25 protein-coding genes, 1 pseudogene and 1 riboswitch are annotated in these 24,116 nt (G+C 43.7%); of the genes and pseudogenes, 16 read left to right on the forward strand and 10 right to left on the reverse strand.

The genetic code is table 11. The features are described from left to right. Nucleotides 1-96: 96 nt before the first annotated feature. Complete coding sequence (locus DESMER_RS08875; protein ID WP_242831104.1) at nt 97-1,212, reverse strand: cytochrome c biogenesis protein; 1,116 nt, start codon at nt 1,210-1,212, stop codon at nt 97-99. A 336-nt stretch (nt 1,213-1,548) separates the two neighbouring features. Here DESMER_RS08875 and DESMER_RS08885 point away from each other — a divergent pair, with 336 nt between their 5' ends. After that, the gene (locus DESMER_RS08885; protein WP_014902709.1) at nt 1,549-1,737 is read left to right on the forward strand and encodes a hypothetical protein; all 189 of its coding nucleotides are present in this window, start codon (nt 1,549-1,551) and stop codon (nt 1,735-1,737) included. Nucleotides 1,738-1,758: 21 nt separating this feature from the next. Here DESMER_RS08885 and DESMER_RS08890 read toward each other — a convergent pair whose 3' ends face one another. The 3 genes and pseudogenes from DESMER_RS08890 to DESMER_RS24390 form a co-directional block, all read right to left on the reverse strand. Beyond that, nucleotides 1,759-1,944, reverse strand: coding sequence for a hypothetical protein (locus DESMER_RS08890; protein ID WP_014902710.1), 186 nt, complete (start codon nt 1,942-1,944; stop codon nt 1,759-1,761). Nucleotides 1,945-2,030: 86 nt separating this feature from the next. Then, the gene (locus DESMER_RS23865) at nt 2,031-2,201 is read right to left on the reverse strand and encodes a YgaP-like transmembrane domain (RefSeq protein ID WP_014902711.1); all 171 of its coding nucleotides are present in this window, start codon (nt 2,199-2,201) and stop codon (nt 2,031-2,033) included. A 326-nt stretch (nt 2,202-2,527) separates the two neighbouring features. Beyond that, nucleotides 2,528-2,629: pseudogene (locus DESMER_RS24390) on the reverse strand (DUF2922 domain-containing protein); the annotation flags it as partial. An 807-nt stretch (nt 2,630-3,436) separates the two neighbouring features. On the opposite strand from DESMER_RS24390, the gene DESMER_RS08900 reads away from it, so the two are divergent. The 3 genes from DESMER_RS08900 to DESMER_RS08910 all read left to right on the forward strand — a co-directional run bounded on the left by DESMER_RS08900 (nt 3,437) and on the right by DESMER_RS08910 (nt 5,026). Then, nucleotides 3,437-3,967 (forward strand): YfiT family bacillithiol transferase, encoded by a 531-nt coding sequence (locus tag DESMER_RS08900; RefSeq protein ID WP_014902712.1) that lies wholly within the window; start codon nt 3,437-3,439, stop codon nt 3,965-3,967. Between the two features lie 282 nt (nt 3,968-4,249). Then, nucleotides 4,250-4,648 (forward strand): secondary thiamine-phosphate synthase enzyme YjbQ, encoded by a 399-nt coding sequence (locus DESMER_RS08905; RefSeq protein WP_014902713.1) that lies wholly within the window; start codon nt 4,250-4,252, stop codon nt 4,646-4,648. A 39-nt stretch (nt 4,649-4,687) separates the two neighbouring features. Then, on the forward strand, nt 4,688-5,026 hold the full coding sequence (locus DESMER_RS08910) for a HesB/IscA family protein (RefSeq protein ID WP_014902714.1): 339 nt from the start codon (nt 4,688-4,690) through the stop codon (nt 5,024-5,026). 541 nt (nt 5,027-5,567) lie between these two features. On the opposite strand, the gene DESMER_RS08915 is transcribed toward DESMER_RS08910, so the two are convergent. The 4 genes from DESMER_RS08915 to DESMER_RS08930 form a co-directional block, all read right to left on the reverse strand. Then, nucleotides 5,568-7,103 carry a DHA2 family efflux MFS transporter permease subunit gene (locus DESMER_RS08915; RefSeq protein WP_014902716.1) on the reverse strand — a complete coding sequence of 512 codons (1,536 nt, stop codon included), beginning with the start codon at nt 7,101-7,103 and terminating at the stop codon, nt 5,568-5,570. Between the two features lie 13 nt (nt 7,104-7,116). Further along, nucleotides 7,117-8,238, reverse strand: a complete 1,122-nt coding sequence (locus tag DESMER_RS08920; protein ID WP_148275268.1) for an efflux RND transporter periplasmic adaptor subunit — start codon at nt 8,236-8,238, stop codon at nt 7,117-7,119. Between the two features lie 15 nt (nt 8,239-8,253). Next, nucleotides 8,254-8,910, reverse strand: a complete 657-nt coding sequence (locus DESMER_RS08925; RefSeq protein ID WP_014902718.1) for an HlyD family efflux transporter periplasmic adaptor subunit — start codon at nt 8,908-8,910, stop codon at nt 8,254-8,256. A gap of 83 nt (nt 8,911-8,993) precedes the next feature. Continuing rightward, a complete protein-coding gene (locus tag DESMER_RS08930; protein WP_014902719.1) occupies nt 8,994-9,461 on the reverse strand; it encodes a CBS domain-containing protein in 468 nt (155 codons plus the stop codon). A gap of 196 nt (nt 9,462-9,657) precedes the next feature. Here DESMER_RS08930 and DESMER_RS08935 point away from each other — a divergent pair, with 196 nt between their 5' ends. From DESMER_RS08935 to DESMER_RS24130, 4 genes are all read left to right on the forward strand, one after another. Next, nucleotides 9,658-10,095, forward strand: a complete 438-nt coding sequence (locus DESMER_RS08935) for a MarR family winged helix-turn-helix transcriptional regulator (RefSeq protein ID WP_014902720.1) — start codon at nt 9,658-9,660, stop codon at nt 10,093-10,095. Between the two features lie 454 nt (nt 10,096-10,549). Then, entirely contained in the window at nt 10,550-11,527 is a 978-nt protein-coding gene (locus DESMER_RS08940; RefSeq protein WP_014902721.1) for a hypothetical protein, read from the forward strand. Nucleotides 11,528-11,642: 115 nt separating this feature from the next. Continuing rightward, nucleotides 11,643-11,948, forward strand: coding sequence for a hypothetical protein (locus tag DESMER_RS24125; protein WP_014902722.1), 306 nt, complete (start codon nt 11,643-11,645; stop codon nt 11,946-11,948). Between the two features lie 109 nt (nt 11,949-12,057). Continuing rightward, a complete protein-coding gene (locus DESMER_RS24130) occupies nt 12,058-12,330 on the forward strand; it encodes a hypothetical protein (RefSeq protein WP_174278160.1) in 273 nt (90 codons plus the stop codon). Nucleotides 12,331-12,338: 8 nt separating this feature from the next. On the opposite strand, the gene pdxR is transcribed toward DESMER_RS24130, so the two are convergent. After that, nucleotides 12,339-13,727 carry a MocR-like pyridoxine biosynthesis transcription factor PdxR gene (gene pdxR, locus DESMER_RS08950; protein WP_014902724.1) on the reverse strand — a complete coding sequence of 463 codons (1,389 nt, stop codon included), beginning with the start codon at nt 13,725-13,727 and terminating at the stop codon, nt 12,339-12,341. A gap of 97 nt (nt 13,728-13,824) precedes the next feature. On the opposite strand from pdxR, the gene DESMER_RS08955 reads away from it, so the two are divergent. From DESMER_RS08955 to DESMER_RS08990, 8 genes are all read left to right on the forward strand, one after another. After that, nucleotides 13,825-14,760 (forward strand): DMT family transporter, encoded by a 936-nt coding sequence (locus DESMER_RS08955; RefSeq protein WP_242831074.1) that lies wholly within the window; start codon nt 13,825-13,827, stop codon nt 14,758-14,760. Nucleotides 14,761-14,794: 34 nt separating this feature from the next. Further along, nucleotides 14,795-15,466 carry a response regulator transcription factor gene (locus DESMER_RS08960; RefSeq protein WP_014902726.1) on the forward strand — a complete coding sequence of 224 codons (672 nt, stop codon included), beginning with the start codon at nt 14,795-14,797 and terminating at the stop codon, nt 15,464-15,466. Between the two features lies 1 nt (nt 15,467). Then, nucleotides 15,468-16,514 carry a sensor histidine kinase gene (locus DESMER_RS08965; RefSeq protein ID WP_014902727.1) on the forward strand — a complete coding sequence of 349 codons (1,047 nt, stop codon included), beginning with the start codon at nt 15,468-15,470 and terminating at the stop codon, nt 16,512-16,514. Nucleotides 16,515-16,872: 358 nt separating this feature from the next. Further along, a complete protein-coding gene (locus DESMER_RS08970; RefSeq protein WP_014902728.1) occupies nt 16,873-17,178 on the forward strand; it encodes a PadR family transcriptional regulator in 306 nt (101 codons plus the stop codon). A gap of 6 nt (nt 17,179-17,184) precedes the next feature. Next, nucleotides 17,185-18,372 (forward strand): DUF2812 domain-containing protein, encoded by a 1,188-nt coding sequence (locus DESMER_RS08975; RefSeq protein ID WP_042333577.1) that lies wholly within the window; start codon nt 17,185-17,187, stop codon nt 18,370-18,372. Between the two features lie 493 nt (nt 18,373-18,865). Beyond that, nucleotides 18,866-20,620, forward strand: a complete 1,755-nt coding sequence (locus DESMER_RS08980) for an ABC transporter transmembrane domain-containing protein (RefSeq protein ID WP_014902730.1) — start codon at nt 18,866-18,868, stop codon at nt 20,618-20,620. Nucleotide 20,621: 1 nt separating this feature from the next. Next, the gene (locus DESMER_RS08985; protein WP_014902731.1) at nt 20,622-22,367 is read left to right on the forward strand and encodes an ABC transporter ATP-binding protein; all 1,746 of its coding nucleotides are present in this window, start codon (nt 20,622-20,624) and stop codon (nt 22,365-22,367) included. A 490-nt stretch (nt 22,368-22,857) separates the two neighbouring features. Next, nucleotides 22,858-23,307, forward strand: a complete 450-nt coding sequence (locus DESMER_RS08990; protein ID WP_014902732.1) for a hypothetical protein — start codon at nt 22,858-22,860, stop codon at nt 23,305-23,307. A gap of 175 nt (nt 23,308-23,482) precedes the next feature. On the opposite strand, the gene DESMER_RS08995 is transcribed toward DESMER_RS08990, so the two are convergent. Continuing rightward, the gene (locus DESMER_RS08995; protein ID WP_345787939.1) at nt 23,483-23,740 is read right to left on the reverse strand and encodes a DUF3102 domain-containing protein; all 258 of its coding nucleotides are present in this window, start codon (nt 23,738-23,740) and stop codon (nt 23,483-23,485) included. A 270-nt stretch (nt 23,741-24,010) separates the two neighbouring features. Continuing rightward, nucleotides 24,011-24,113, forward strand: a riboswitch (purine riboswitch). Nucleotides 24,114-24,116 lie beyond the last annotated feature (3 nt).

Consider the following 24,116-nt stretch of genomic DNA (forward strand, 5'->3'; position numbering starts at 1 on the left):
AGGTTGCATATAGGCCAACCATGTGAAAGCGCATTCAAAGGGCTGACGATACTCAGACGAATCATTGGTAAGATGAAAAGGCTGCCTAAATAATTTCTAGCCTGTTCGTGTAAAGAAATATAATCCCAATACGATGAGAAGGCCGCCGCTAAGTAATGTAATATAGTGGCCCCATCTTTGTAAGCGCGGTAAACTCTTTAGCACAGCTGTAAAGGTTCCGGCGATAATCAGGGGTAACCCATGTCCAAGTCCATAAATAAAGAGCAGCAATCCTCCATACCAAAGAACACCTTGACCGGCTACATAAGTCATTAAAACTGCTAATACAGGAGTGGCACAAGGTGAAGCAACTAACCCAAACAATAAGCCCACTCCAAAAGATCCTAGAACTCCACCCTTTTTCTCGGGCATAGCCTGTAAACCCGGCAAATTGAAATTGACAACGCCAATTAGCTGTAACCCCATGATAATAGAGAAAAGAGCAATGATATAAAGCCAGGCGGAGCCTATCTGGCCAAAGGCTTTACCTAAAAGTGAGGCTGCTATGCCCAGTAGGGCAAAGGTTGCGGCAAGGCCTAGGACAAAGGACATTGAGGTTATAAAACCTTTGGTCTTGGAGGGCTTTTCCAAGCCGCCGATATACCCTAACATGACAGGTAACATGGATAAGATGCAGGGGCTTAGGCTGGTCATTAATCCCCCTAAGAAAACGAAAAGTAAAATGGTTACACCGCCATTAGACAAAACCCGGGGCAGAGTATCGTTAAAGAACGATTCGTACCAAGCAGAGTTTGGATTGCCGGAATTGAGGGCATTATCCAAGGCGCTTTTACTTTGAGGGCCAGAAGCGCTGTAAGTGATTTGGCCTTGTTGATCCAGCACAAAAAAAGCGGGGATATAGTAGATGTCAAATTGTCGGGCAAGAGCCTGTCCTTGAGGATCATCAATATCAACGACAATAAAGTTGACCTTATCTCGGTATTCTTTCTCTAGAGCCAGCACCACGGGCTCCATGCTCCTACAGCTGGGTCACCATTTGGCATAGAATTCTAAAAAAGTCAGTTTCCCAGATTTTTGAGCTTCTTGGAAAGCAACCATTGGTTGATTGGTTGGATTGAATTCCGAAGGGCTTGAGTATCTGGGAATTATTAATGCCATTATGGACAAAATGGCAACTGTTAGTATGATTAAGATCTTGGTTTTTGTTTTCATAATCCACACCTTTAGCATTTTATCAAGGCCGCAGCCCTTTAAATTAAGATCAACTCCTATTATGACAGAAGCACCTATTGGGGTCAAAGCAAGGAAAGGCTGAATCCAATCCAAGCTCAAAAACAATTGGAACCATGGTAGTTGACCCATAACCACATTGAATTGACGGGGATAGGAAACGAATTCCCAAGCCGAAGACCTGGGAATTCGTTTCTTTATGTTATCTAAATCATCTCTATTTACTTTTAACGGTATTCCGTTAATCATTTGCAGGGCACACTGGTATCCTGTACATACTTAAATAAATTAATGGGCGGAGCAAAAGGAGATTTCTGCATGGGGAAAATATCTCTGGATGAAAGGCTGAAAAGAGAAAAGGAAAAGCTGCACAGGCTAGTTGAGGAAGCCATAAATAATGGAATTCCGATTATACAGGATGAAGCAGTTATGAGACAGAACCGCAAAGTTGATGTCTTGGTGGTCAGACTGCAAAAAGAACTGGGGCAACACATGAGAAAGGAATAAGACAACGTTGTTCTGGATTTTTCAGCCGATATCAAGAAGTCGTTTAAGCAGCGACGAAAATTCAGCAGTATCGACGTTAATCTCAAGAATTGTTTCGTCCTTGGGATCATCGGGATACATCACAAAGGTGAGTTTACCGGGTTCCGATTCAAAGATTTCCAGCACATTTTTATCATCAAGGATTTCAATCTTAAGCTTACCGGACATATAAACAACCCCTTTGTGATGATAAACGAAGATTAACGCAACTCAATATTTTCGCGGGTTGACCAACCCATGATGTCATAAACAATTCAGTAACCAATAGTAGCTTCTAGTAGGTTGAAGAGACCCAAGATACTAGCTGCGGTTGCTATCCATCCATTGATAAATCCCATAGCGGCTAAACCGAATAAAACCAAGCTAATAAGAACACGTATTCCTCTGTCTAAAGCGCTTAGATTTCTCTGAAAGTTAAGTTCCACAATACGTCCCTCACATTTAATTAAAGATAATGTTAATCTTTCCCCTAAAGACTGAAGGGTATTCCTTGAGACAGATAGGCTAAATGGCAGAAGATGCAAAACTAATTTTTCCCTTGGTGTGACGATTTCTTACCCGTGGGAACCCTGAACTTGACGCTGTGGTCATTCAGGTCCGAGGGGTTGAGTGTAAAAACCACTACATTAGGCACTAACGGTGGTTCCACAGATAGGTAGTGCAGCAGGTCGATTTAGAAAAAAATCGTTATAGTGAAGAGAACTGCCGGCACCTATGATGCTGCCGGCAGTTTCCTTTTCCGATTGAACAGTTAAGCCTGGGGAGGGTCATAAAGATCATTCGTTGTCGTATCAATGACCATTATATCCCGTATTCCCATCAGGGCATTGCTGGGTGTTAAAAATATATCGCTGGTACGCTCTAGCAGCCTGCCTTCAAGACCTATGATGAAGGGTCAGGGTGTCAAATTAGTAGACGATCTAATGTCAATGCTCGTAGATATAGCTAAGGATCATCAAGCTAGCCTGATATGAATCCTTGCCTTTAGGAGTCAAGACTGGCGAAACTTAATTTGAATGCTACACGCGGGGACGCTTTTTGCGGTAGTTCTTCGATACAAGGTTGCAATTCCTCGCGCCTCTGCCAGTTATTACCACATATGAATAATGATGCAAAATATCAACGGAACGATATTCTTTCCTCGGGTAAACGGAAACGATATGCTTTTGGTTAAGTCATATATTTTGTTTGAAATAATTTTTTTTTGCCTTTAAATAAGGAAAACTCCTTTATTAAAAGCAATTTATTTTTGAATGAACCATCGATATGTCGGTGGTCTTTATCATGGATACATAAGTGAAACTACCTGCAAATTCAACGTTCTTTTGCATATTGTTTTATTTAAAGAAGGAATATTTAGGCAAGTTGTTTAATTCTAGGTGAGAGTAGCCGCGCATCCATGGTAGAATTGTTGTAAAAAATGTCATGTAGTTATTTTATCTATTATTGGAATTTGGCAAGACGTGGGTTTTAGCTCGAACTGCCCTTTGTTGTGTTGCATAGAGAGAAAGGGAATATCTCCGTAATTTATCTTCGGGTATACTCATGAAATGCTAGGTATACCCGAAACAAATATTCGCAAATTCCGCAATTATGTGTAATGCCCATTTCGGGGTGGTTTACCGGATGTGAATAATAGCATGAGGAGGAGGTCAAGTAAATGGATGAGCTAAAATATCCTATTGGTCAATTTGATTTTTCTGAAGAGGTCAGTGATGAGCAAATTCCAGCCTTAGTTACACAAATAGAGGTACTGCCAGATTTACTTTCAAAATCCATTAAAGGTTTATCTGAAGAACAATTGAACTGTTCATATAGACCAGAGGGATGGACAATTAGACAAGTGGTTCATCATATTACTGATAGCCATATCAACGGGTACGTTAGGTTCAGATTGGCGCTTACGGAAGATTGTCCTATAATCAAACCATTCGACGAGGTTCAATGGGCTGAACTTGAGGATGCTGTGAATATGCCGGTCGATGTTTCTCTGAGGCTTGTCGAATCGTTACACAAAAGATGGGTTCGATTAATAAGATCATTGACCGGTAGCAAACTTGACTCTGAATTTCATCACCCTGATATCGGAAACGTAAGTATAAAAAAGGCTATAAGTCTTTACGCGTGGCACGGTAATCATCATCTAGGACACATAAATACCTTCAAAAAGAAGATCGGGCTAGAAATATAGTTGGCATAAGGAAAAAACCAGCTTCATTATCCTCTTTTTAAAAAAAACCCCAAATTGATTCGAAGTGAAGAAAAAACTAAGAAAAAAGCTCATAAAAAGTTTACTTTTTCAGTGGTTTCGAACCGTCCCCCTGTGTCTTCCCTTTGTGTTTTTTATTTTTCTGTTTTATAAAGGAATTTAAATAATTATGAAGAATCAGTTATATTGTATGGTTATATATGGAATAAGCTATAATTCCATATATCGTGCGAGAAGTGGGTGCGATGATTGGAGAGCAATTTTATGATTCATGAGATACATCTGAAGACCAAAAGACGCGACGAAATGCTCGACATTACAGCTCGAGTCCAAAATCTTCTGGCGCAGGAAAATATCCTAGAAGGTCAAGTCGTAATATTTTCTTCCCACACTACGGCGGGAATCACAATCAATGAGAATGCGGACCCCGATGTTCAGAAAGATATTCTGCGGAGGCTTGATGAGATTTACCCGTGGGAGATGAATAGAGATCGGCACCTTGAAGGAAATTCCGCAGCTCACTTGAAAACAAGCACCGTAGGGACGTCCCAAACTGTCATTGTTCATAATGGAAAACTGCTCTTAGGCCGGTGGCAGGGCATTTACTTTTGTGAATTTGACGGTCCACGTGAGCGTACTTGTTATGTAAAGATACTTAAGTAAAATCTCAACTTCATTATTTCAGAAGAGGAGTGACAGGTAATGGTTACAATAACAGAAATTGCAGCCCAAAAAGTCAAGGAAATGCAAAAAGTAAAGAAGAAAGGAACCGCATTTCTTAGAATCCATCTATTAAATGAAGGGTGCAGCGGACCTAATTTTGGTATGACTTTAGAGGAGTTAATAACTGAGGATGATATGATATATGAAGAATATGGAATATCAATAATCGCGGATATAGGACTAGCAACGGCTTTAGAGGGAGCTATTGTAGATTATTCAGAGTCTAACGATGGCGGAGGTTTTGAAATACGCAAGGAGATTATAGGCCATGCTAGCGGCTGTGGCGGGAGTTGTGGAAATTGCGGAGAAAGTTGTTAATAGGGTAGAAGAAGCAACCATATTCCCTGGGGTACGCTTATTTTTATCGGTAGACTATTTAATTTGATTAGGAAAAGTTCGTTTTATAAATCAAATCCTTATTTCGACCTAATGGATCGAAATAAGGATTTTTGATATTTCAACGAGTGATAAATATGATACACATTCCTGACTTGTAAAATTCCTAAGACCAAATGAAATAGATTCTGAGACAAAGGGTAAAAAAAGGTGTTAGAGGATCGCGGTATCAATGTCCTGATCTACTAATCAAGCAGGAAGACAGTATATTACCAGTATATGACACGGCGCTTTTACATGCTGATGCTGCGGCATATTATGCATTAATCGATTGAATAATTGGGTCGAGGGTGACTGAACAATGGGAGGGTCATAAAGATCACTGCTTGTACCAAGAATCTTACGCGCGTAAGATTCTTGGTATAAGCCCCGGAGCATTCTCTCTTTTTTATAATGTCGAACATGCGGCTTGAAAAACCCGCAAAAGTTAAGTAGAATTACGAACCCGCTTCAAGTCATTCGCTTAAACAGCCGCTTCCTTAGCGGGAACCATTTTCTCCTTCGTCTTAGCTGTCCTTCGCTTAATAAATAAAAAGACACAGGGAATACAGACAAACAAAGGTATAGCGGAGATCAGAAATGTATCCGCAATGGCAGAGTTTAAGGCTTCTTTTTGCATAATACCGACTAAAACAGCACTGGCACCACCCGTCGCCGTGGCAGCATCCGTACCCATTTGGGCTAGGGCTGATGAAATCTGACTAAGAGCTTGTGTCGCAAGATAGGAATCGGAGGGAATACCGTCTGCGATGTTCCTGACATGAAAAATCTGACGATTGGTCATGATCGTGGTAAATATGGCAATGGACATAGTCCCCGCAACCTGACGCAAGACATTGGATAAGGAGGATCCCCGTCCGATAAGTTCTTTAGGAATCGAATTCATTCCGGCGGTGGTAATTGGCATCATACATAGCCCAATTCCCATTCCCCGCAGGGCCAGAATCACAGTCAGCCAGGGAATGGGTGTATTAATAGCCAGGTGCTGCAGCTCATAGGTGGTCGTACTCATTAAAAGCAAACCGGCTATAGCCACAGGGACTACCCCCAGCTTATCAAATAGCCTGCCGCTGAGGGGCATCATTAAGGCCATTAAGACACCTTGAGGTATCATAATAATCCCTGTGTCAATGGGAGTTAACCCCTGCACATTTTGTAAATAGAGGGGAACAAGAAAAGACCCTCCCATTAACCCTGCCATGACCAAACCGCCGCAGATCACACTTAAGGTGAAAATCGGATTTTTAAATAATTGTAAATCGAGGAGGGGGTCTTCCGCTCCGGCTTCCACCCAGATCAGCAGCAGCAGGCTAAAGAAGGAAACAAACAATAGGCCTACGATATAAAAGGAAGTCCAGCCTTCTTTATTTCCCTGACCTAAAGCCAGAAGCAGGGTGGAAAAGAAAATAACGGATAATACCGCTCCCCCCAGATCAAAGCTGGCTTGCTTCAGGGGTGATTCTTTCAGCAGGAATATCCCTGCCGTAACGGCAAAAATCCCAAAGGGAACACTGATGAAAAACAGCCAGCGCCAGCTAAAGAAATCAATTAAATAGCCACTGATGGTAGGTCCGACTGCCGGGGCTGCCATAGCTGCGATTCCCCATATGCCCAGGGCTGTGCCGATTTTGTTTTTAGGAACAATCCCGTAAATGATCGTCATGCTTAAAGGGGAGAGTACCCCCCCTGATATGCCCTGCAGAACCCGAAAGGCAATCAGGCTGATATCACTCCAGGCCAAACCGCATAATACCGAAGTTATGGTAAAGCCGGCTAAGGCGATGATGAATAGTTTCTTAGTCCCAAACCGGTCACCCAGAAAACCGCTGAGCGGTATGACAATTGCGGCAGCCAGGGAATATCCCGTTAATACCCACTGCATCGTATCGGTGGTAGATCCAAACACATTGGTCATTTCTGGTATGGCCACATTGATTAAGCTATTATTGAGAACCGTTACGAAGGTTCCCAATATGACCGCGCATAAGGCTAACCACATTCTGTCGTCCCTCCTAATTAATCTGGACTTTAACCCCGTCGGTCAATTGGGAACCAGGATTAATGACGATCTCATCATTATTGGCAACTCCGTTTATGACGTAATTCCAGTTAGAGTCTTTTTCCTTTAATTCCACCTGGACGAGACGAGCCACATCTTTATCTACCTTGTAAACATAATATTTCTGGTCTTGCTCTACAATAGAGGACTTAGGCAGTTCTGAGATTTTACCGTTCATGGAATCCAGGGAGATCCTGGCAATCATGCCAACCCGCAATACAGCAGAAGTATTGTCTATCCTTACTTTTACAGGGAAGGTATTGTTGGTTGAATCGGATACAGGGCTGATAAAGTCGATGGTTCCGTTAAATTTCTGGTCTATCCCGTCGACAAATACTTCTACAGGAGTCCCCGGCTTGACCTGAAAAATTTTATCTTGAGGAACGCTTACCTGCAGCAGAACCTCCTGCATATTAACGATCGTCAGCATTGAGACCCCGGGAGAGGCCATTTCGCCTGGATTAATCAGCTTTTCGGTTACGGTACCGTTAAGGGGAGAATAGATGGACGCATCCTGTACGGCACTTTGGGCCAGGGCTAAAGAAGCTTCGGCTCCGGGCAATCCGGCCTTTGCTTGTTCGTAGGCTGCTTCAGCTGTCTTCAGCTTCGTGTTGACAGCATCCAAATCACTTTGCGGAACGACTCCGGCTTCCGCTAGGGCTTTGGTGCGATCGTAATTGGTTTGGGCGTAGTCCAGGGCAATTTTGGTCTGAACAATGGTTTGCTTTAAAGTATCCAATGAGCTTTGGGTTTGGATCACTTTATTCCCACTATCAAACGCATCCAACTGAACAAGCAAGTCGCCTTTATTGACAAGGTCGCCTTCCTTGACGTTTACCTCGGTCACCTTGCCAGCCACCTTGGAGAAAACTTTCGCTTGTTGGTCCACAATAATCTTGCCGCTTAAATTGGCATTATTGGTGGTACTGCCGACTTTCATTACTTTTACCGGTATTGCTGTCGGTGCCGGAGTGCCGGAAGATGTAGTCTTTACAGCGCAGCCGGTCACTATTAAAGTCAATGTTGAAGATAAGAGGGTAATTGCTAATAGTCTGTTAATCATGCCTTTGCTCATGTTTCTTTCACCTGGTTAACCTTTCGCTTGGATTTTTAAGACGACGTTCATACCGGGAGATAATGAAAGCCCCTGTTGATCATCAATGGATAGTTTGATAGGAATCCGCTGAGTTACCTTGGTGAAGTTGCCGCTGCTGCTGAGAGAAGGCATTAAGGAAAAGCTGGAAACCGTCCCTTCACCGATTTCGATTATTTTTCCTGTCAGGGTATGTCCGGGAAAACTATCCACGGTAAATTCTGCTGTTTCTCCGCTTTGCAGGCGGCTGATATAGGTTTCCTCAATGTTAGCGGAAATGTATAAGTTGCTTTTATCCACCACTAAAGCGATAGGCTGGCCGGGGGAAAGAACTTCCCCTTCTCTGGCCAGGGTTTTGGTTACGGTTCCCGTGATAGGAGCTCGGAGGCTGGCGTTATCCAATAAGCCTGTGGCCAGATTGTTCGTATCCTGCTGACCGACAATCTGGTCAGCGACAACCGTATCACCCTGTTTTATTTGAAGGCTGAGGAGTTTTCCGGATATGCGCGGCATAACCCGGTAAGTATCCCCGTCAATACGGGCGTCTTCAGTAGACACGTAATGGGACCCTTCATACCAGTAGTAGTAACCAATACCTCCTCCGGCAACAACCATTAAGGCTAAAATGACATACAGCACTATTTTTCGTTTCATTTTTATAACTCCTTGCTCTTTCTAACTGGTTAATCGGGTGTTTCCATTTCTATGTAGTGGCTAGTTTGAAACTGGCTGCGTCCCTAATGGTCAAAGCCCTGCAGAAGATCCTTGAAGCAGTGGCGGATCACATCCCCACGGCTAATGATGCCAACTAATACTCCATTTCGCTCAACAGGGAGTTTCTTAATTTTCTTTTTCCCCAGAATAGTAGCGATGTTTTCAACTTCTTCGTCCCAGGAAACTTTAATGACCTTACTCTGAGCAATCTTAAGTACCTCTAAATCCAGTAGAAGTTTGATTCTTTCCGGGAACTCCTCATCATCCTTAATTACGGTAAAGTAGTAGAGTGAATCAAAGATTCGATGTTCATGGGTGCCGATATAGCGCATGATATCCCCGTCGCTTATATAACCAACAATCTTATTTTTAGTGTTGATTACCGGAACACCGCTGATCCTGTGAGTAATGAATTTAGCAATGACTGCACCGACAGTATCGCTTTCTTTAACGGTATAAACATCACTTATCATAATTTCATGAGCCTGCATAATTACCCTCCTAACCTTTGCTTGTACGCTTTTTAATATAGTTGCATGATGAAACTATGTAATTGTATTATACAACTAACTTGTCTGATGATCAATTCCTGATTTTTAAAGAGTTCCTCGTTTTTTAAAATCTTGTCGTTATGATAGAATAAGTCGTGTTATAAATTCGGCGAGGCAGTAAGGAGGCAATCATGAAATGAATGAAAATTGGCTGGAGACCATTCTATCGGAATTAGCCGTCCTTCATCGCAGTCTTGGATCGGCAGCTAAATATAAAAAGCCCGGAACCATTGAACGGTCCGCCCATTTGTTGCTTGGACAAATTACTTCTCAGGGTCCAGCCGGTGTGAAAGCTTTGGCGGAGGAGTTCCAGTTGGATATTTCCACCGTAAGCAGACAAGCGGCAGCCCTGGAGAAAAAAGGATATGTCTATCGTATGCCGGACCCTTTGGATAAAAGGGCGTATTCACTTCAGATCACGGAACTGGGCATGAAAGAACTTATGAACTATAAGCAAAAACGATTGGCTGATATGGGGAAACTGCTCAAGGATTGGTCTGCTGAAGACTGCGAAGCATTCGGTCAGCTTTTGAAAAAATTCAATCATACCTTGTTGAATTCGACCAGCAAGTAGAAAATCATCAAGGCCCGTACCTTCTATTATGAGGAGATTAAAAATCCGGCGGTTTTGAGGGCACTAATCTAGATTAGTGCCCTCAAAACCGCCGGATTTTTAATCTGAGTTTGTGATGGATGGGGAGAAGGGCTTTCCTTATGACGGGGCAGTAGAGCGACAGAGTGTTGGTGAGATTTTTTTAATTACGAGGGGAGGATATTGAGGTAAAATGTGGAAATAAGCTATGACACTTATATTGGAGTTAGCAACAACCCATGTATAGCTTTATTGCAATCATGAGCTTACTAACTTCTTATACAATACTTTAAAGTTACTTCGCTTTTGTCTTAATGCGTGATCCATTCGTAGGAAAATGTGTTACTACCACCGGAGAAAAATCAAAAAAGGCCAAGATTAGATGTTAGTCTGAAAAAAATTGGTTGTTGCAGATATGTTAAGAGGGAGGGATTGGATGAGGAAAACTATTGCCTATCTAGGCTATGGATTGGGTCTGATGATGCTTGTGTATTATGGCTTAAATTATCAGGAAGCACTGCATATTGAAGCAGGCAGAAACTTTGATCCGTTTCCATTAATGCAGTTTAGTTATGTTTACTCCTTGATGATTGGTATGTATATTGCTTTGCCTGGATTTATAAAGAGAATGGCTCTGAAAGGAACGTTATCAGTTAACTGGTTAAAGATCTTGATTCTCGGAATACCTATGCTGTTAATCAGTGCTTCAGGTATACTATTTTATTACTCCGTTTCATCGCAGCTTAATTCATTAATTAGATGGGTATATCTCAAGTATAATATGATGGGAACCACTTTAATCGGAGTAGCTTGCGGATACATATTATTAAGTTCGATTTTCAAAAAAGAGATCGAACAGAACACTGTCTCGGTTGTTAAGTCTAGCCTTGCCAAAATCGTTGTCCTGTTTATCTTAGGGTTTTCTTTGCTTTATGTTGCTTTGAACGGATTCCTTCATCCTATGAAGCTTGTGGATGTTCAAGCTGATATCGTAAAAAATGATGACCAAACTGGATATTTAGTCAACGATGGAAAGGATACAGTTTACTTTATACGCACAGAAATTGAATACCGTTTGAAGTTCGAGAATATGCCGGTCAGATCTATCAGGCAACCTGGTGGGGATCTCAAGATAAAGGTTGAACCTCAAGAAGAATTACGCAGCTTATTCTCAGAGGATATCTTCAAGCAGCCTGAAGGCATCGGATTTACCGGTGGCGGTAAGGAGACAGAAATAACTCTGACCTATACAATTGGATCCATTGACCCGGAAGGAAATAATGTTGATCTTCCCCCACCTGCTCCGGAGGTTTTAGAAGAGATCAAGGATCGTTTATATAATGCTGAATTAGTCTTCGAGTTTAGTGATACGGATATAAAAAGATTTAATTTGTTAGATTATAAAGGGAATTAGCTCAGAAACCATCCTAAGGGATGTTTTCTGAGTTCAAGGAGGCGTAATGATAAGGAAGAGGATAAATATGAGTATGACGCAGGCCATTTTAGATTAGTTGATTGGGGGATTCTTTATGAAGAAATCTTTAGTGGTTTTGTTTATATTTGTAAGCGTTATTATCTTTATCGCAGGAAGTTCTGAACAGATAAATTTAAATAGTAGGCTACTGTTTTTAGAAAAGGAAAATAAAGAGTTGCAGATGAAGTTAGAACAAGTTAATACGATATCGATGCTCTTTCAAGATTACAAAGATAAACAAAGGTTAGTACCGAAAGAATCCCAAATTTATACTCTTCCAATTAATGGGTTGAAAAAACTGAACATGATTGAACCGAACACAGTTATTCTAAGTAATAGATGCGGCACAATGCCAAAATGAACAGTTATGGTTTTATGTGTCGATACCAGTCTACGATTCCCCAATTAACCATAAGGGATGGATTCCAGAATCCGAAACGGTAAAATTAACCCAAGACAATGTAAAACAAGTGCAGGGAGATGTTTACATTAAAGAAGGAACTCCAATCTATGAGGTGGAGCAGTTTAATGAATTAAATTCTGTGGCACTTAATAAAACTCCTAAGGACGTTAGAGGAAGAATAGAGAAAAGAGAAGGTTCTTTCGTAAACTTAATGGCACCTGGTGGATGGTATTTTTGGGTAGAGGATAAGTATTTGATTTTTCCAAAAGTAGAAGAAGAGGAAATCGGTCTTATCTTCCCCCTTTTACTAATTTTATTGACATCTTCCTTGTCCATATAATATCATCTTCATTTTTTAATAATATGAGACAATAGGCTAACACCCTTTCTGATGACATCAGGTTCCAGATGACCATAGCCCATAAGCAGCTTGCTTTGATGCCTGCCTTTTTCAAGGCAGTGGCTTTCGACAGGAGTAATATATACTCCGTTTTTTAGACAGCTGCTTTTAAACCCCTCGTCAAATCGCCTTCCTGGAAAATCTATAGCAACATGCAGCCCGGCGGAATCTCCATAAGCAATCCACTCGCTGCTAAAAGCTTCTGCCAGCGAATCCAACAACACCTGCCGGCGCAGGCCATAAATTTTACGCATCTTTTGGACATGCCGGTCAAGCTTGCGTGTTCTTAAAAATTCTGCCAGAGCAGCCTGCTCAAAGGGTGGATTTTGTACATCCGTATAAGTACGCAGATTTCGCCAGTGCTCTTGAAGCTGATAAGGCAAAATTACATAACCTATTCTCAGGGCTGGAAAAACTGCTTTACTGAAGGTGCCGACATAAATCACACGTTGCGGGTCCAAAGTGTAAAGGGGAGCAATGGGCTCGCCGCTATAGCGGAATTCGCTGTCATAATCGTCTTCGATGATATAAAGATCCTTTTCTCTGGCAAAGCGAATCAGCGCGGTACGGCGTGAGGCGGGAAGAATTCCCCCCAAAGGAAACTGATGAGATGGCGTAACGTAGATTGGGCCTGTACTTCCGCATTTTGACAGGTAATCAGTCTGCATCCCCTCGGCGTCAACGGGGATAGGAATAATGGAGCAGCCCTTGTTTAGGAAGGTGCCAAGCATGCCGAGATGACAGGGGTCCTCCATCAATATTTTTTGGCCTTTCCCACAGAGAATATCCGCAATGAGATGCAGTCCTTGGGTTGCGCCAGCAGTAATAAAGATATCTTCTGCTGAAACCTTAAGCCCTCGACTTCTGAACAACCAAGCCGTAATCTCCTCTCGAAGGTCAGGCAATCCCTGGGGTCCGGTATAACCAAAATCCTCAAGGGGCAGTTCCTCGGAGGCCTTATGCAGCAGCTGCTGCCAAAGAAACCGGGGAAATTGTTTTAAGTCGGGTCTGCCCGTCCGAAAGCTTACGGAAATTGACCGGACTGCCTTGCTTTTTAGCTTAGGAGTGGATGCCGGTTTAACTGGTTCAAGGCATAAACCCTCCGAAACCCGGGTGGGGGCTCCCTGACGGCTGATGATAAAGCCTTCGGCAATCAGCAAGTCATAAGCCTCGCAAACAGTATTGCGGGAAACCTTCAGATCCTTCGCTAATTCCCGTGTGGAGGGCAGAGCTTCTCCCGCTTTCAGGTGCCCGGATAGCATTAGTTCTTTTAAGTACTGGTAAATTTGACGCCATAACTGCAATTCATGGTTCCGGTTCAATTCAATTCCTAACATAACCCCTCCAACTGGCACCGTAAAATCTGCTCCATACTGGCTCTTTAACAGAACCAGTGATCTGGGTAGAATTATACCATCAGGTTAAAAGAATGTAATGCATTTTTGGAGAGATGTTAGAATGGATGGTTTGAGCGGGAAATTATATTTGATTTGCGCTTTTTCCCTGGCAGGAACCAGCGTCATAGCGGCCAGGTTCGTTACGGGAAAGCTGGGCACATTTACAATCACGGCAGTAAGCCTGTTTTTTGCCCTTGTGTTTTTGCTTCCATTATGCAGAAAACAACTTGTCCGATATCTTCGCTTAATGTCCTTGCGTAATTTTCTCTTTTTGTCACTTCAGGCCTTATGCGGTATTTTTCTGTTCCGTATGTTTTTGCTATGGGGCCTTCATTATACTGGTTCAGGAGAAGCGGGCATACTCACCGGCGCTACGCCGGCCATAACAGCCCTTCTGGCTATGATTGTATTAAGGGAGCCGGTCAGCGGCAGAAAACTTGCCGGAATACTCTGTACGGTAGGAGGGGTTCTGATCATTCAAGGAGTATTAACGCCGGGAAAGGGTTTATCTTTAGAACATATCGGCGGGAATTTGCTCATACTTTGTGCGGCGGCTTGTGAGTCGGCCTTCAATACGCTGTCACGTATTTCCGCTGTCAAGGCGGCGGCGGACTTGAAAGAACCAGCAAGTCCTCTTGCTCAGACCGCCATTGTATCGGCAATTGCTCTGATTCTCTGCCTGATCCCGGCAGCCTTTGAGCATCCCTTGAAGGAACTTGCCGGAATCGGCATGCTGGAGTGGACGGCTCTTCTTTGGTATGGCGTATTTGTAACAGCTCTGGCATTTATCTGCTGGTACTCTGGCATAAAGCGCTGCGGTGCGTTTACAGCTGCGGCTTATTCGGGCATGATGCCGCTTACTTCCCTGCTGCTGGCGACTGCAGTGTTGGGCGAAAGCGCCGGTTACCAGCAGTGGTTGGGCGGTCTTCTTGTAATCCTCGGCATGTTCCTTATCGGGACTGAAGGATTGTGATAGAATAGTAGCATGAAAAGGGAGGGTCTGCTTCATGCATAAGATCCTGATTGTTGAAGACGATGCTGTGATTGCTAAAGCGATTAAAAACCATATCGGGAACTGGGGGTGGGAAGGGGAATGTGTGACGGACTTCGAGCAGGTGATGTCTCTGTTTATCTCTTTCAATCCCCAGCTTGTGCTCCTGGATATTTCGCTGCCTTTTTACAATGGCTACCACTGGTGCAGCGAGATCCGCAAGGTGTCCAAGGTACCGATCATCTTTATTTCCTCCGCTACCGAAAATATGAACATCGTCATGGCCATCAATATGGGCGGTGATGATTTTATCGCCAAGCCTTTTGACCTGAGTGTCTTGACGGCTAAGGTGCAGGCCATGCTGCGCCGAACCTATGATTTTGCCGGACAGACGGATTTGTTGGAGCACCGGGGAGCCATCCTTAATACCAGCGATGCTTCCTTAACCTATAATGACAGCAAGGTCGAGCTGAGCAAGAATGATTATAAGATCCTGAAAATGCTGCTGGAGAATAAAGGGAAGGTCGTGGGCCGTGAAGCAATCATGGCCCGCCTGTGGGAAACGGACAGTTATATCGACGAAAACACCCTGACGGTGAACATGACCCGGCTGCGCAAAAAACTGGAGACAGCAGGGCTGGCCGGATTTATTGTGACCAAAAAAGGGATAGGGTATATGGTGACGTGATATGAAAGAGATCAGCCTAGGGGCAGCGGGGAAGCAGTACCTCCGGGGGCAGAGCCGGGGAATTCTTTTGTACTGCATCTTTGCCGGGGTCTTTGCCTTGGTGTTTTATCTGTATCATCTGCCGGCGGAAGCGGTGCTTTATGCTGGTTTGCTCTGTGCCGTCCTGGCTCTCCTGGTTCTGACAGCGGATTTCCATGGCTATTATCAACGCTGCAGAGTGCTCCGGGATTTGCAGAAACAGATTATGTTCAGCCTGGAAGGGCTCCCTGAGGCTAAGGGATTATTGGAAAAGGAGTATCAGGAGCTGATCACCGCCCTCTACCGGGATAAGATCAGGCTGGTTTCCCGGGCCGATAATGAACGGAGGGATTTGGTGGATTATTATACCCTGTGGGCCCATCAGATCAAAACCCCTATCGCCGCCATGGGCCTCCTCCTCCAGTCCCTCCCCTCGGCGGAGGAGGATGGGAGTGCTGCTCAGAGTATGGAGCAGAACAGGGAGCTGGCCATGGAGCTGTTTAAAATTGAACAGTATGTGGAAATGGTGCTCCAATACCTGCGGCTGGAGAGCCCTTCCTCCGATTTTGTGCTGAAACGCTATGCTCTGGATGATATCGTCCGGCAGGCGGTGCGCAAATATGCCAAGATGTTTATCCGTAAGAAGATCAGCCTGGATTTCTCCCAGCTGAACTGTGACGTGCTGACGGATGAAAAATGGCTGGTGTTTGTCATTGAGCAGATCTTGTCCAATGCTTTGAAGTACACCAACCGGGGGAAGATCTCCATTTATCTGGAAAAAGACGATGCCAAAACCCTGGTGATCGCCGATACAGGGATAGGCATTGCCGGGGAAGACCTGCCCCGTGTCTTTGAAAAAGGCTTTACCGGTTATAACGGCCGAAGGGATAAAAAGTCCACTGGGATCGGTCTTTATCTTTGCCAGCGGATCCTGACCCAGCTGTCCCACACCATTGTGATTGAAGGGGAGCCGGGCAAGGGCACGAAAGTGAAGATCGGCCTGGATAGGGTGGATATGGTGCTGGAGTGAATCTAAAGGGCATTTGGGCAGCTTGTCAAAAATAAGTCGGTCCTGATTGAAACGATGAGTAGTCGAATACCGGAATGTCAGCGATGACGGATCAATAGTTAGTATCAGGGATAAGAATAAAATCTGTGACCTAAAAGAGAGGGTGTAACCCGGGAAGATTCTCCCGTCCTTCGGAAAATTGAAGGACGGGAGTTTTATATTCGTGACATAAACATGGGGAACTAAACTTCTTTGACGGATAGAGCAGTTTAAATTGGTCACTGGTGACCAATTTAGCCTAATTGACAAAGAAAGGTTTTTTGACTAATATTATGTCATGCGATATATCGCATGACATAATATTAAGGAGTGGGATAATGTGTCCTATTCAGGGGGCCCGATGACGGAAGCAATGTATTATATACTCTTGGCTTTAATGAATCCCAATCATGGCTATCAGCTAATGGCTGCAATTGAACAAGTATCAAATGGGCGGATAAAAATGGGGCCGGGAACGTTGTATGGCGTTCTCACAAGACTGCAAAAAGATAATCTCATTGAAATATTAAGTGATGATGGCAGAAGGAAGACCTATGCTATTACGGAAGAAGGCAGAACTGCCCTCAAAGCAGACTATGAAAGGTTAAAAGACATGATTCAGGATGGCAGAATATTAGAGGGGTGAATAGAGATGGGCAAGATAGTAAGGAGGCTAATGCTTGACGATATCTATGCTATCGGCCGGAATGAGAGCTGGTTTTCTGGTATGGCAAGAAAAGGTCTGCATTTAAAGAAAATTGGTCGTCTATTTGTCTATTTTGAAAAAGGAGAACCAAAGGAAACCAACTATCGAATCGATTACCTTAAAGAAGCACCTTCCCAGGAACAACTTGACGTTTATCATGATTGCGGTTGGAATTTTATCGCAAAGGCCGGTTATTTCTATGTCTTTTCTGCTGATGAGAAATCCTGCACCACTGAGCTGCATACTGACCCAGTTGAGCAAGGTTTTGCCCTGTCAGAATTAAACCAGCGACTGAGAAATAATTTAATCATTCTATCCATTGTAATGGTGGTTTTCTTGGGAATGATGATCAGCGTCTATTATTTTAACGACGAGCCCTTTTTATATATGATAAAAGGTCAATTTGTCCAGCAGATGTTCATTGTGATTGTTGAGCTGTACGTTTTTTATTCTGTAATTCGCAACTATAGAGTAGTTCGCAAGCTCAAACAATCTCTGCTTCGGGGTGCAGAAATCGATCATAACCAGGATTATAGAAAAGCCAGGTTATTGGGAGGTATATGGGCAGGTGTATTTTTACCCATGGCCTTATTTACAATTTTCATACCAATTGTTGATATTGCTAGAAGCAATGACTATACACTTTCGGAAGGCAATACTAATCTACCTATTATCAGGCTGGCAGAAATAGAAAAAAGCCCAAATCTTAGGCGGAAAACAGGTTATTATGATAATGTTGATCGGGAAAATAGGGTCAGCTTCGATTGGAGCCTGCTGGCACCTGTTCAATATGAAATCGATGAACATGGAGTTATCAACGGCGAAATGTGGGGAGATAACAGCGGTGTATATTCTCCCAGTATCACCACTCGATACTATAAGCTGACTTTTAGGAGCATGGCAGAAAACCTTACTCTTGATCTTATTAATCGCTATGTTTGGCGTGATAACAGTGAAGTTAAGGAGGTTAAACACCCGTCCTTTGATAAACTATATATGGTAGAGGATGGAATCAGCAAACAAATCTTTGCCTATTTGGATAATCAAGTAGTGCATGTTACCTATTATGGGGAAGAGGGAATAGAGGATATTATACCGATCCTTGCTCAAAAGATGAAAGAGGTGATTCCATGATACCAATTTCACATACGGAAATATTTACCTTTTCGTGATGTAATGGTATTATCTCATCGATAAATGTCTCAATGGCTACACAGATGAGGAAAAAATAAATGTATCGATATTTCCAGATTTAACGGTAGATTTGACTGCGGTGTTTCCTTCTATTTAATAAGGGTAGGATAGAGTGACGGAGTAAACTCCTTTGGCTGAATAAAAGATGATCTACCTTAGAAAAGGGTAAGTTCAAACTGGAAAATGTAAGCCAAAGTTATGGCAAGGCATTTTCCAGTTTTGCTATACTGAACCTACTCAGCAAAGGAGGTTCTTCTTGATAACCATGTCGGCACCTTTTGTAGATTCCAGACAGAACATCTGTTCAAAACTGTTCTCTCCATGGTAAATAAGGGCAAAGAATGTTAAGATGGCAATTAATCCATTTTTTATTGGGCCTATCCAAAAGATGATGTGGAAGCTGATACCAATTGAAATAAGGAGCTGAGACTAGTTGCTTCTTTTTAAAGATCTTATGTGGTTTTTTAAGCAGGAGAAAAAAGGCTATATCTTAGGGATCATTGTCTTAGTCCTCGTCGCCTTGCTAAATTTATTACCTCCATATATTGTTCGGGTTATTGTCGATGAAGTCAGTCGCGGGGCCCTAAGGTCGGAATCCTTGCTTTATTGGACGCTGGTCCTTGCCGGGATAGGTTTGGCCGTTTATGCTTTGCGCTTTTCCTGGCGGTTAATGATATTTGGGGCGGCAAGCCGTTTAAGCAGGTTGCTTAGAAAACAGCTTTTTGATCACTTTACCCTGATGTCCCCGCAATTTTATCAAAAGCATCGCACCGGGGATTTAATGGCCCATGCCACCAATGACATCCAAGCCGTTGAAATGACGGCCGGCATGGGGGTCTTGACTTTTGTGGACTCCATAACAACCGGGGGGTTAGTGGTTTTATCAATGACTGCATTTATCAGTTGGAAACTGACCCTTATTGCCCTCTTGCCAATGCCCCTGATGGCTTGGTCTACCAGCCGTTATGGGACAATGCTGCACAACCGGTTTCACCATGCCCAAGCCGCCTTTTCTGATCTTAACAATAAAGTGCTGGAAAACATTAATGGGATGAGAGTTGTCAAAGCCTTCGGAGAAGAAGAGGCAGAATTAGAAGCTTTTCGCGGGTTATCCGAGGATGTGGCGGCGAAGAACCTGGCTGTTGCCAAAGTAGATGCCCTCTTTGACCCGACAATCCAGCTGATTATTGGGCTTTCTTTTTTTCTGGCCCTTATTTTTGGCTCCATTGACGTGATTCATGGTGAATTAACCTTCGGGCAGCTTACTCAGTTTACCATCTATTTAGGTCAATTTATCTGGCCCATGCTCGCTTTCGGCTGGCTGTTCAACATTCTTGAACGGGGCAGAACCTCCTATGACCGAATAGAGAGTCTATTGAAGATTAAGCAAACCATCAAGGAAAAGGAGGGGGCTCTTAGCCGCTTCAACAATGGTGATGTCATCTATAAAGGAGCTTCCTTTACTTATCCCGGAGGCAATACACCGGTTTTGCAAACTATCAGTGTTCGGGTGGAGCAGGGGCAAACCCTAGGGATTGTCGGTAAAACAGGGAGCGGGAAAACTACCTTTTTGCGCCTGCTTCTGCGGGAGTTTGACCTTAACCAGGGAGATCTTCAAATAGGCAGCATGTCGATTTACGATGTAACCCTGGAATCTTTGCGCAGTAAAATAGGGTATGTGCCTCAAGATAGTTTTCTTTTTTCCACAACTATTGCTGAAAATATTGCCTTAGGCCAACCGGAGGCCTCCATAGAGGAAATTCATCAAGCAGCAGAGATTGCCGGCATCCACGCAGATGTGCTGAGTTTTCCCGAGGGGTATGGCACCTTGGTCGGAGACCGGGGGGTCACCCTTTCAGGAGGGCAGAAGCAGAGGATATCTATTGCCCGGGCCCTTTTGCTGGAACCGGAAATTCTCATTTTAGACGACTCATTATCGGCAGTTGATGCGAAAACGGAGAAAAAGATTTTAGAGAGCCTGGGAAAAATGCGGGTGCAAAAAACCACCTTTATATCCTCTCATCGTCTTAGCGCCGTTGAAAAAGCAGACCTAATCATCGTGCTGAAAGACGGACAAATCACGGAACAAGGTTCTCATCCGGAACTAATGGCTCTCAAGGGCTGGTATGCCGCGACCTATCGAAGGCAGCAGCTGGAATCCTTGCTTGCCGATGGGGAGGAGCATTGAGATGGTGATCCGACGCTTACTGACTTATCTTATCCCTCATAAAAAAGCCTTGACCTGGGCTTCTTTCATTCTGATCCTGGCTACCTTTGCCGATGTCATCGGTCCTGTTCTGGTTAAGGTTTTTCTCGATCAGCACTTAGTTCCCCGCTCCTTTGACCGGGGTGCCTTGATCATTCTGGCCTCAAGCTATCTGGGGCTGAACATACTGTCGGCAATATTACACTATTATCAACTAGTCAGCTTCAACGAAATTGCCTTGAAAATCGTCCGGCAGCTGCGAATTGATGTTTTCTCTCATGTCCAAAACCTGGAGTTTAAGGTCTTCGACACTACTCCCGCCGGGGCCTTAATTTCGCGCATAACCAACGATACGGAAGCCGTTAAAGAGCTGTTTGTGGGGGTTTTAGCGGCCTTTGTCCAGAATGTGGTTTTCATGCTGGGCGTTTTTGTGGCTATGTTTTATTTAGATGTTCGTTTAGCCTGTTTTTGTTTGATCTTGCTGCCGATTATTATCATCCTCATGATTTCCTACCGCAAAGTAAGTACCAAGGTTTACCGAAGGCTGCGCCAGGAACTTAGTCATCTTAATGCCAAACTGAATGAATCCGTCCAGGGAATGAATATCATCCAGGCTCTGCGCCAGGAGAAGCGCTTTCGCCGGGAATTTCAGACCATCAGCAATAATTACTACCGGGAAGAGATGGTTAATATTCGTTTAGAAGGTCTTTTTGTCCGGCCGGCGGTTGACCTGATCTATACCTGGGCCTTAATCATGGTTTTAAATTATTTCGGGTTCCAATCTTTGACGGGGCCCATTGAAATAGGGGTGCTTTACGCTTTTATCAACTACCTGGACCGTTTCTTTGAACCTGTCAACATGATGATGGAGCGTTTGTCCCAATTCCAACAATCCTTCGTTGCTGCCGAGCGGGTTTTTGAATTGTTGGATGACCGGCGAGTAACTTCGAAGGGTAGCTCTGTGGATTCTCCTGGGATCAGTCAGGGAAAAATTGAATTTAACGATGTCAGTTTCTCTTATGATGGCGACAAGGGGGCAAAGGTCTTAAAATCAATCAGCTTCACAGCCTACCCTGGTCAAACTGTTGCTTTAGTCGGGCATACGGGCAGTGGTAAGAGCACCATTGCTAACCTGCTCATGGGGTTCTATCCGGTCACTCAAGGAGAAATCCTTATCGACGGAGTTTCCCTTTCCCGGCACTCCCATCAGGAGCTGCGCTCAAAAGTAGGGCTGGTTGCCCAAGATCCCTTCTTATTCGCAGGTACTATTTCCAATAATATTGCCTTGGCCCGAGCTGAGATTAGAGAAAAGGAAGTTCGGGAAGCTGTTTCCTTTGTTCAGGCCGAAGACTTTATCAGCAGGCTGCCCCAGGGACTTCAAGAGCCCATGGGAGAACGGGGGACAACCTTATCCAGCGGACAGCGCCAACTGATCTGTTTTGCCCGGACTATGGCCGGCAATCCCCAGATACTGGTCTTAGATGAAGCAACAGCCAGCGTGGATACGGAAACAGAGGAAGCTATTCAAAAGGCTTTAAGCAAGATGCGCCAAGGCCGGACAACTATCGCTATTGCTCATCGGCTTTCAACCATTCAGGATGCCGACCTGATTTTAGTCCTGCACCATGGTGAAATTGTGGCGAGGGGAACTCATGCCGAACTTTTGGCTCAAGAAGGGTTGTATTATAAGATGTTTATCCTGCAGCATGGGGGTAAAGAAAAGGAATAAGAAGTGATTTCGGAGGAAAGGTTTAGTTACCGGTCATTTCCATAATGATGACATCAAAATTCTGGAACTTATCTCAGGACTCATTGCAGCAGCGATGTTTAACGCCATGAAAAATGAGGAAAATGAGCTGTTTCATCAGGCTACCCACGATAGCTTGACAGGGATATCCAAAATATACAATGGAGCAAAGGAGAGCAAATCAAGAGCGGCTCATGGGCCTGGAACGACAAGCACTGGAGCAGCTAAGGCAATTTGGTACCCCAGTAAGACTTCGTATTCAACAAAACCATCATGCTTAATGTGCAGTGAGCAGGACACAATGTCCAACTCTCTGCTTTTTTATCGGATAGCACTTCTTTTATATTTTTGAACGGTTTTACCGGTCGGAGGGTGCCCGCAGGCGGGAAAGAGGGGAAGGGAATTTTCAAGCATAAATATAATCGTGATTAAAAGGAATACTATAATTATTAAAATCTTTAGGAGACAAAAGATGGAAATAAAATATATTCCTTTCTTTTACACGTTGATTTTTGCTTTAATTCTCGTTGCAGTAGTACCTAAAGCTGAAATTCGCAGATTATCGATATACGGAATTATTTTTGGGGCAGTATTCGATGTTGTGCTTGTTAGCATAGCAAATATAACTGGATCATTCAGGTATATTAATTATGAGCCTTTTGGACTAATAGGTATTCATTTTCTGGCACCGATCAGTTGGGCTATCTTCTTTATAATGTATTTTCACCTCTTACCGAACAAACGATCTTATATTTATCTGTACACGGTTTCTGGTGTGTTTTATAGCATGATGTTTTGCCAAATGATTACGAAACTTGGCGTTTTAAAACTCTCACATGGTCTATTAGACTCAATTATCCCCTTTGTTTTTTGGTTTCCCTTGGCTACTTGGGGTTATTTGAAGTTAGAAAAGGCTAATTGAAGGTAGAGTGCGTAGCTGCTGAGAGAGGGCGACTACATTCGTTTGCATAAGCCACACCCGCGAAATATCCTCAAGCTGTATCAAGTAAGGGATGTCATTACAGCTTTACAAGAAAGGGGATTGAAGATAGTTGCTCATAACGGAACCCCTAAGAGGATAAGGGCTTGGGAGTAGGTCAAATTGTGCAGCGTTGCATAATTTGAGCTGTCGTCCCCCTCAGGGAGGCGGGGAGCTTAGGGCCGTGTTCCTTGAAGATTTGGATTAGCCTGGTAGCGGTGCTGTGGGAGTAGCTGACCGATTCCTCCAGCCACTGGCCCCACTCCCCATGCTCGAGCAATGCCTTGGCTTCCGTCAGGTGCCGTCCGATTTCGACGGCGTTGATCAGCACCATCAGCCGCGAATACAAGGGGTGTCCGTTCCGTGGCCACATCATTCATGCTATTTTCCGTCCTTTATTGATAGAATATGTGCAGGGCTTTTGAAGGTGCAGGAATCAATGAGCTCTTGACTGAACATAAAATAAGATGCGCCGGCATAAACCGGCGCGAAGTGGGCTCAGCCGAATGTTACAGGATAGCAAAGCCGTACACGCTCCTATGCTGGGAGGCTTGTGTACGGCTTTGCTGAAAAACCCTTAAGTAAATGTTGACTAAAGAATGAAAAAATATATAATTAAAATCATAAAGCTAATGAAATGTTCTTATAAAAAAATAGCTCTTATTCTTGTATAAGCTCAATAATATGGTTTGAGCGTCTCGACCAGGCAACCATAAATTGCCCAGGCTACATGAATAACTTTTTAGATTGCC

This window comes from Desulfosporosinus meridiei DSM 13257 (assembly GCF_000231385.2).
GTDB classification, from domain to species: domain Bacteria; phylum Bacillota; class Desulfitobacteriia; order Desulfitobacteriales; family Desulfitobacteriaceae; genus Desulfosporosinus; species Desulfosporosinus meridiei.

What these genes read in the sequence shown, in the direction of transcription:
- DESMER_RS08905 (WP_014902713.1), top strand. Translation starts at nt 4,250, where the DNA reads ATGATTCATGAGATACATCTGAAGACCAAAAGACGCGACGAAATGCTC.
- DESMER_RS08995 (WP_345787939.1), bottom strand. Translation starts at nt 23,740, where the DNA reads ATGATGTGGCCACGGAACGGACACCCCTTGTATTCGCGGCTGATGGTG.
- DESMER_RS08985 (WP_014902731.1), top strand. Translation starts at nt 20,622, where the DNA reads ATGGTGATCCGACGCTTACTGACTTATCTTATCCCTCATAAAAAAGCC.
- DESMER_RS08890 (WP_014902710.1), bottom strand. Translation starts at nt 1,944, where the DNA reads ATGTCCGGTAAGCTTAAGATTGAAATCCTTGATGATAAAAATGTGCTG.
- DESMER_RS08900 (WP_014902712.1), top strand. Translation starts at nt 3,437, where the DNA reads ATGGATGAGCTAAAATATCCTATTGGTCAATTTGATTTTTCTGAAGAG.
- DESMER_RS08910 (WP_014902714.1), top strand. Translation starts at nt 4,688, where the DNA reads ATGGTTACAATAACAGAAATTGCAGCCCAAAAAGTCAAGGAAATGCAA.
- DESMER_RS08965 (WP_014902727.1), top strand. Translation starts at nt 15,468, where the DNA reads ATGAAAGAGATCAGCCTAGGGGCAGCGGGGAAGCAGTACCTCCGGGGG.
- DESMER_RS24125 (WP_014902722.1), top strand. Translation starts at nt 11,643, where the DNA reads ATGAAGAAATCTTTAGTGGTTTTGTTTATATTTGTAAGCGTTATTATC.
- DESMER_RS08975 (WP_042333577.1), top strand. Translation starts at nt 17,185, where the DNA reads ATGGGCAAGATAGTAAGGAGGCTAATGCTTGACGATATCTATGCTATC.
- DESMER_RS08915 (WP_014902716.1), bottom strand. Translation starts at nt 7,103, where the DNA reads ATGTGGTTAGCCTTATGCGCGGTCATATTGGGAACCTTCGTAACGGTT.
- DESMER_RS08935 (WP_014902720.1), top strand. Translation starts at nt 9,658, where the DNA reads ATGAATGAAAATTGGCTGGAGACCATTCTATCGGAATTAGCCGTCCTT.
- DESMER_RS08955 (WP_242831074.1), top strand. Translation starts at nt 13,825, where the DNA reads ATGCATTTTTGGAGAGATGTTAGAATGGATGGTTTGAGCGGGAAATTA.
- DESMER_RS08885 (WP_014902709.1), top strand. Translation starts at nt 1,549, where the DNA reads ATGGGGAAAATATCTCTGGATGAAAGGCTGAAAAGAGAAAAGGAAAAG.
- DESMER_RS08960 (WP_014902726.1), top strand. Translation starts at nt 14,795, where the DNA reads ATGCATAAGATCCTGATTGTTGAAGACGATGCTGTGATTGCTAAAGCG.
- DESMER_RS08925 (WP_014902718.1), bottom strand. Translation starts at nt 8,910, where the DNA reads ATGAAACGAAAAATAGTGCTGTATGTCATTTTAGCCTTAATGGTTGTT.
- DESMER_RS08920 (WP_148275268.1), bottom strand. Translation starts at nt 8,238, where the DNA reads ATGAGCAAAGGCATGATTAACAGACTATTAGCAATTACCCTCTTATCT.
- DESMER_RS08990 (WP_014902732.1), top strand. Translation starts at nt 22,858, where the DNA reads ATGGAAATAAAATATATTCCTTTCTTTTACACGTTGATTTTTGCTTTA.
- DESMER_RS08940 (WP_014902721.1), top strand. Translation starts at nt 10,550, where the DNA reads ATGAGGAAAACTATTGCCTATCTAGGCTATGGATTGGGTCTGATGATG.
- DESMER_RS08930 (WP_014902719.1), bottom strand. Translation starts at nt 9,461, where the DNA reads ATGCAGGCTCATGAAATTATGATAAGTGATGTTTATACCGTTAAAGAA.
- pdxR (WP_014902724.1), bottom strand. Translation starts at nt 13,727, where the DNA reads ATGTTAGGAATTGAATTGAACCGGAACCATGAATTGCAGTTATGGCGT.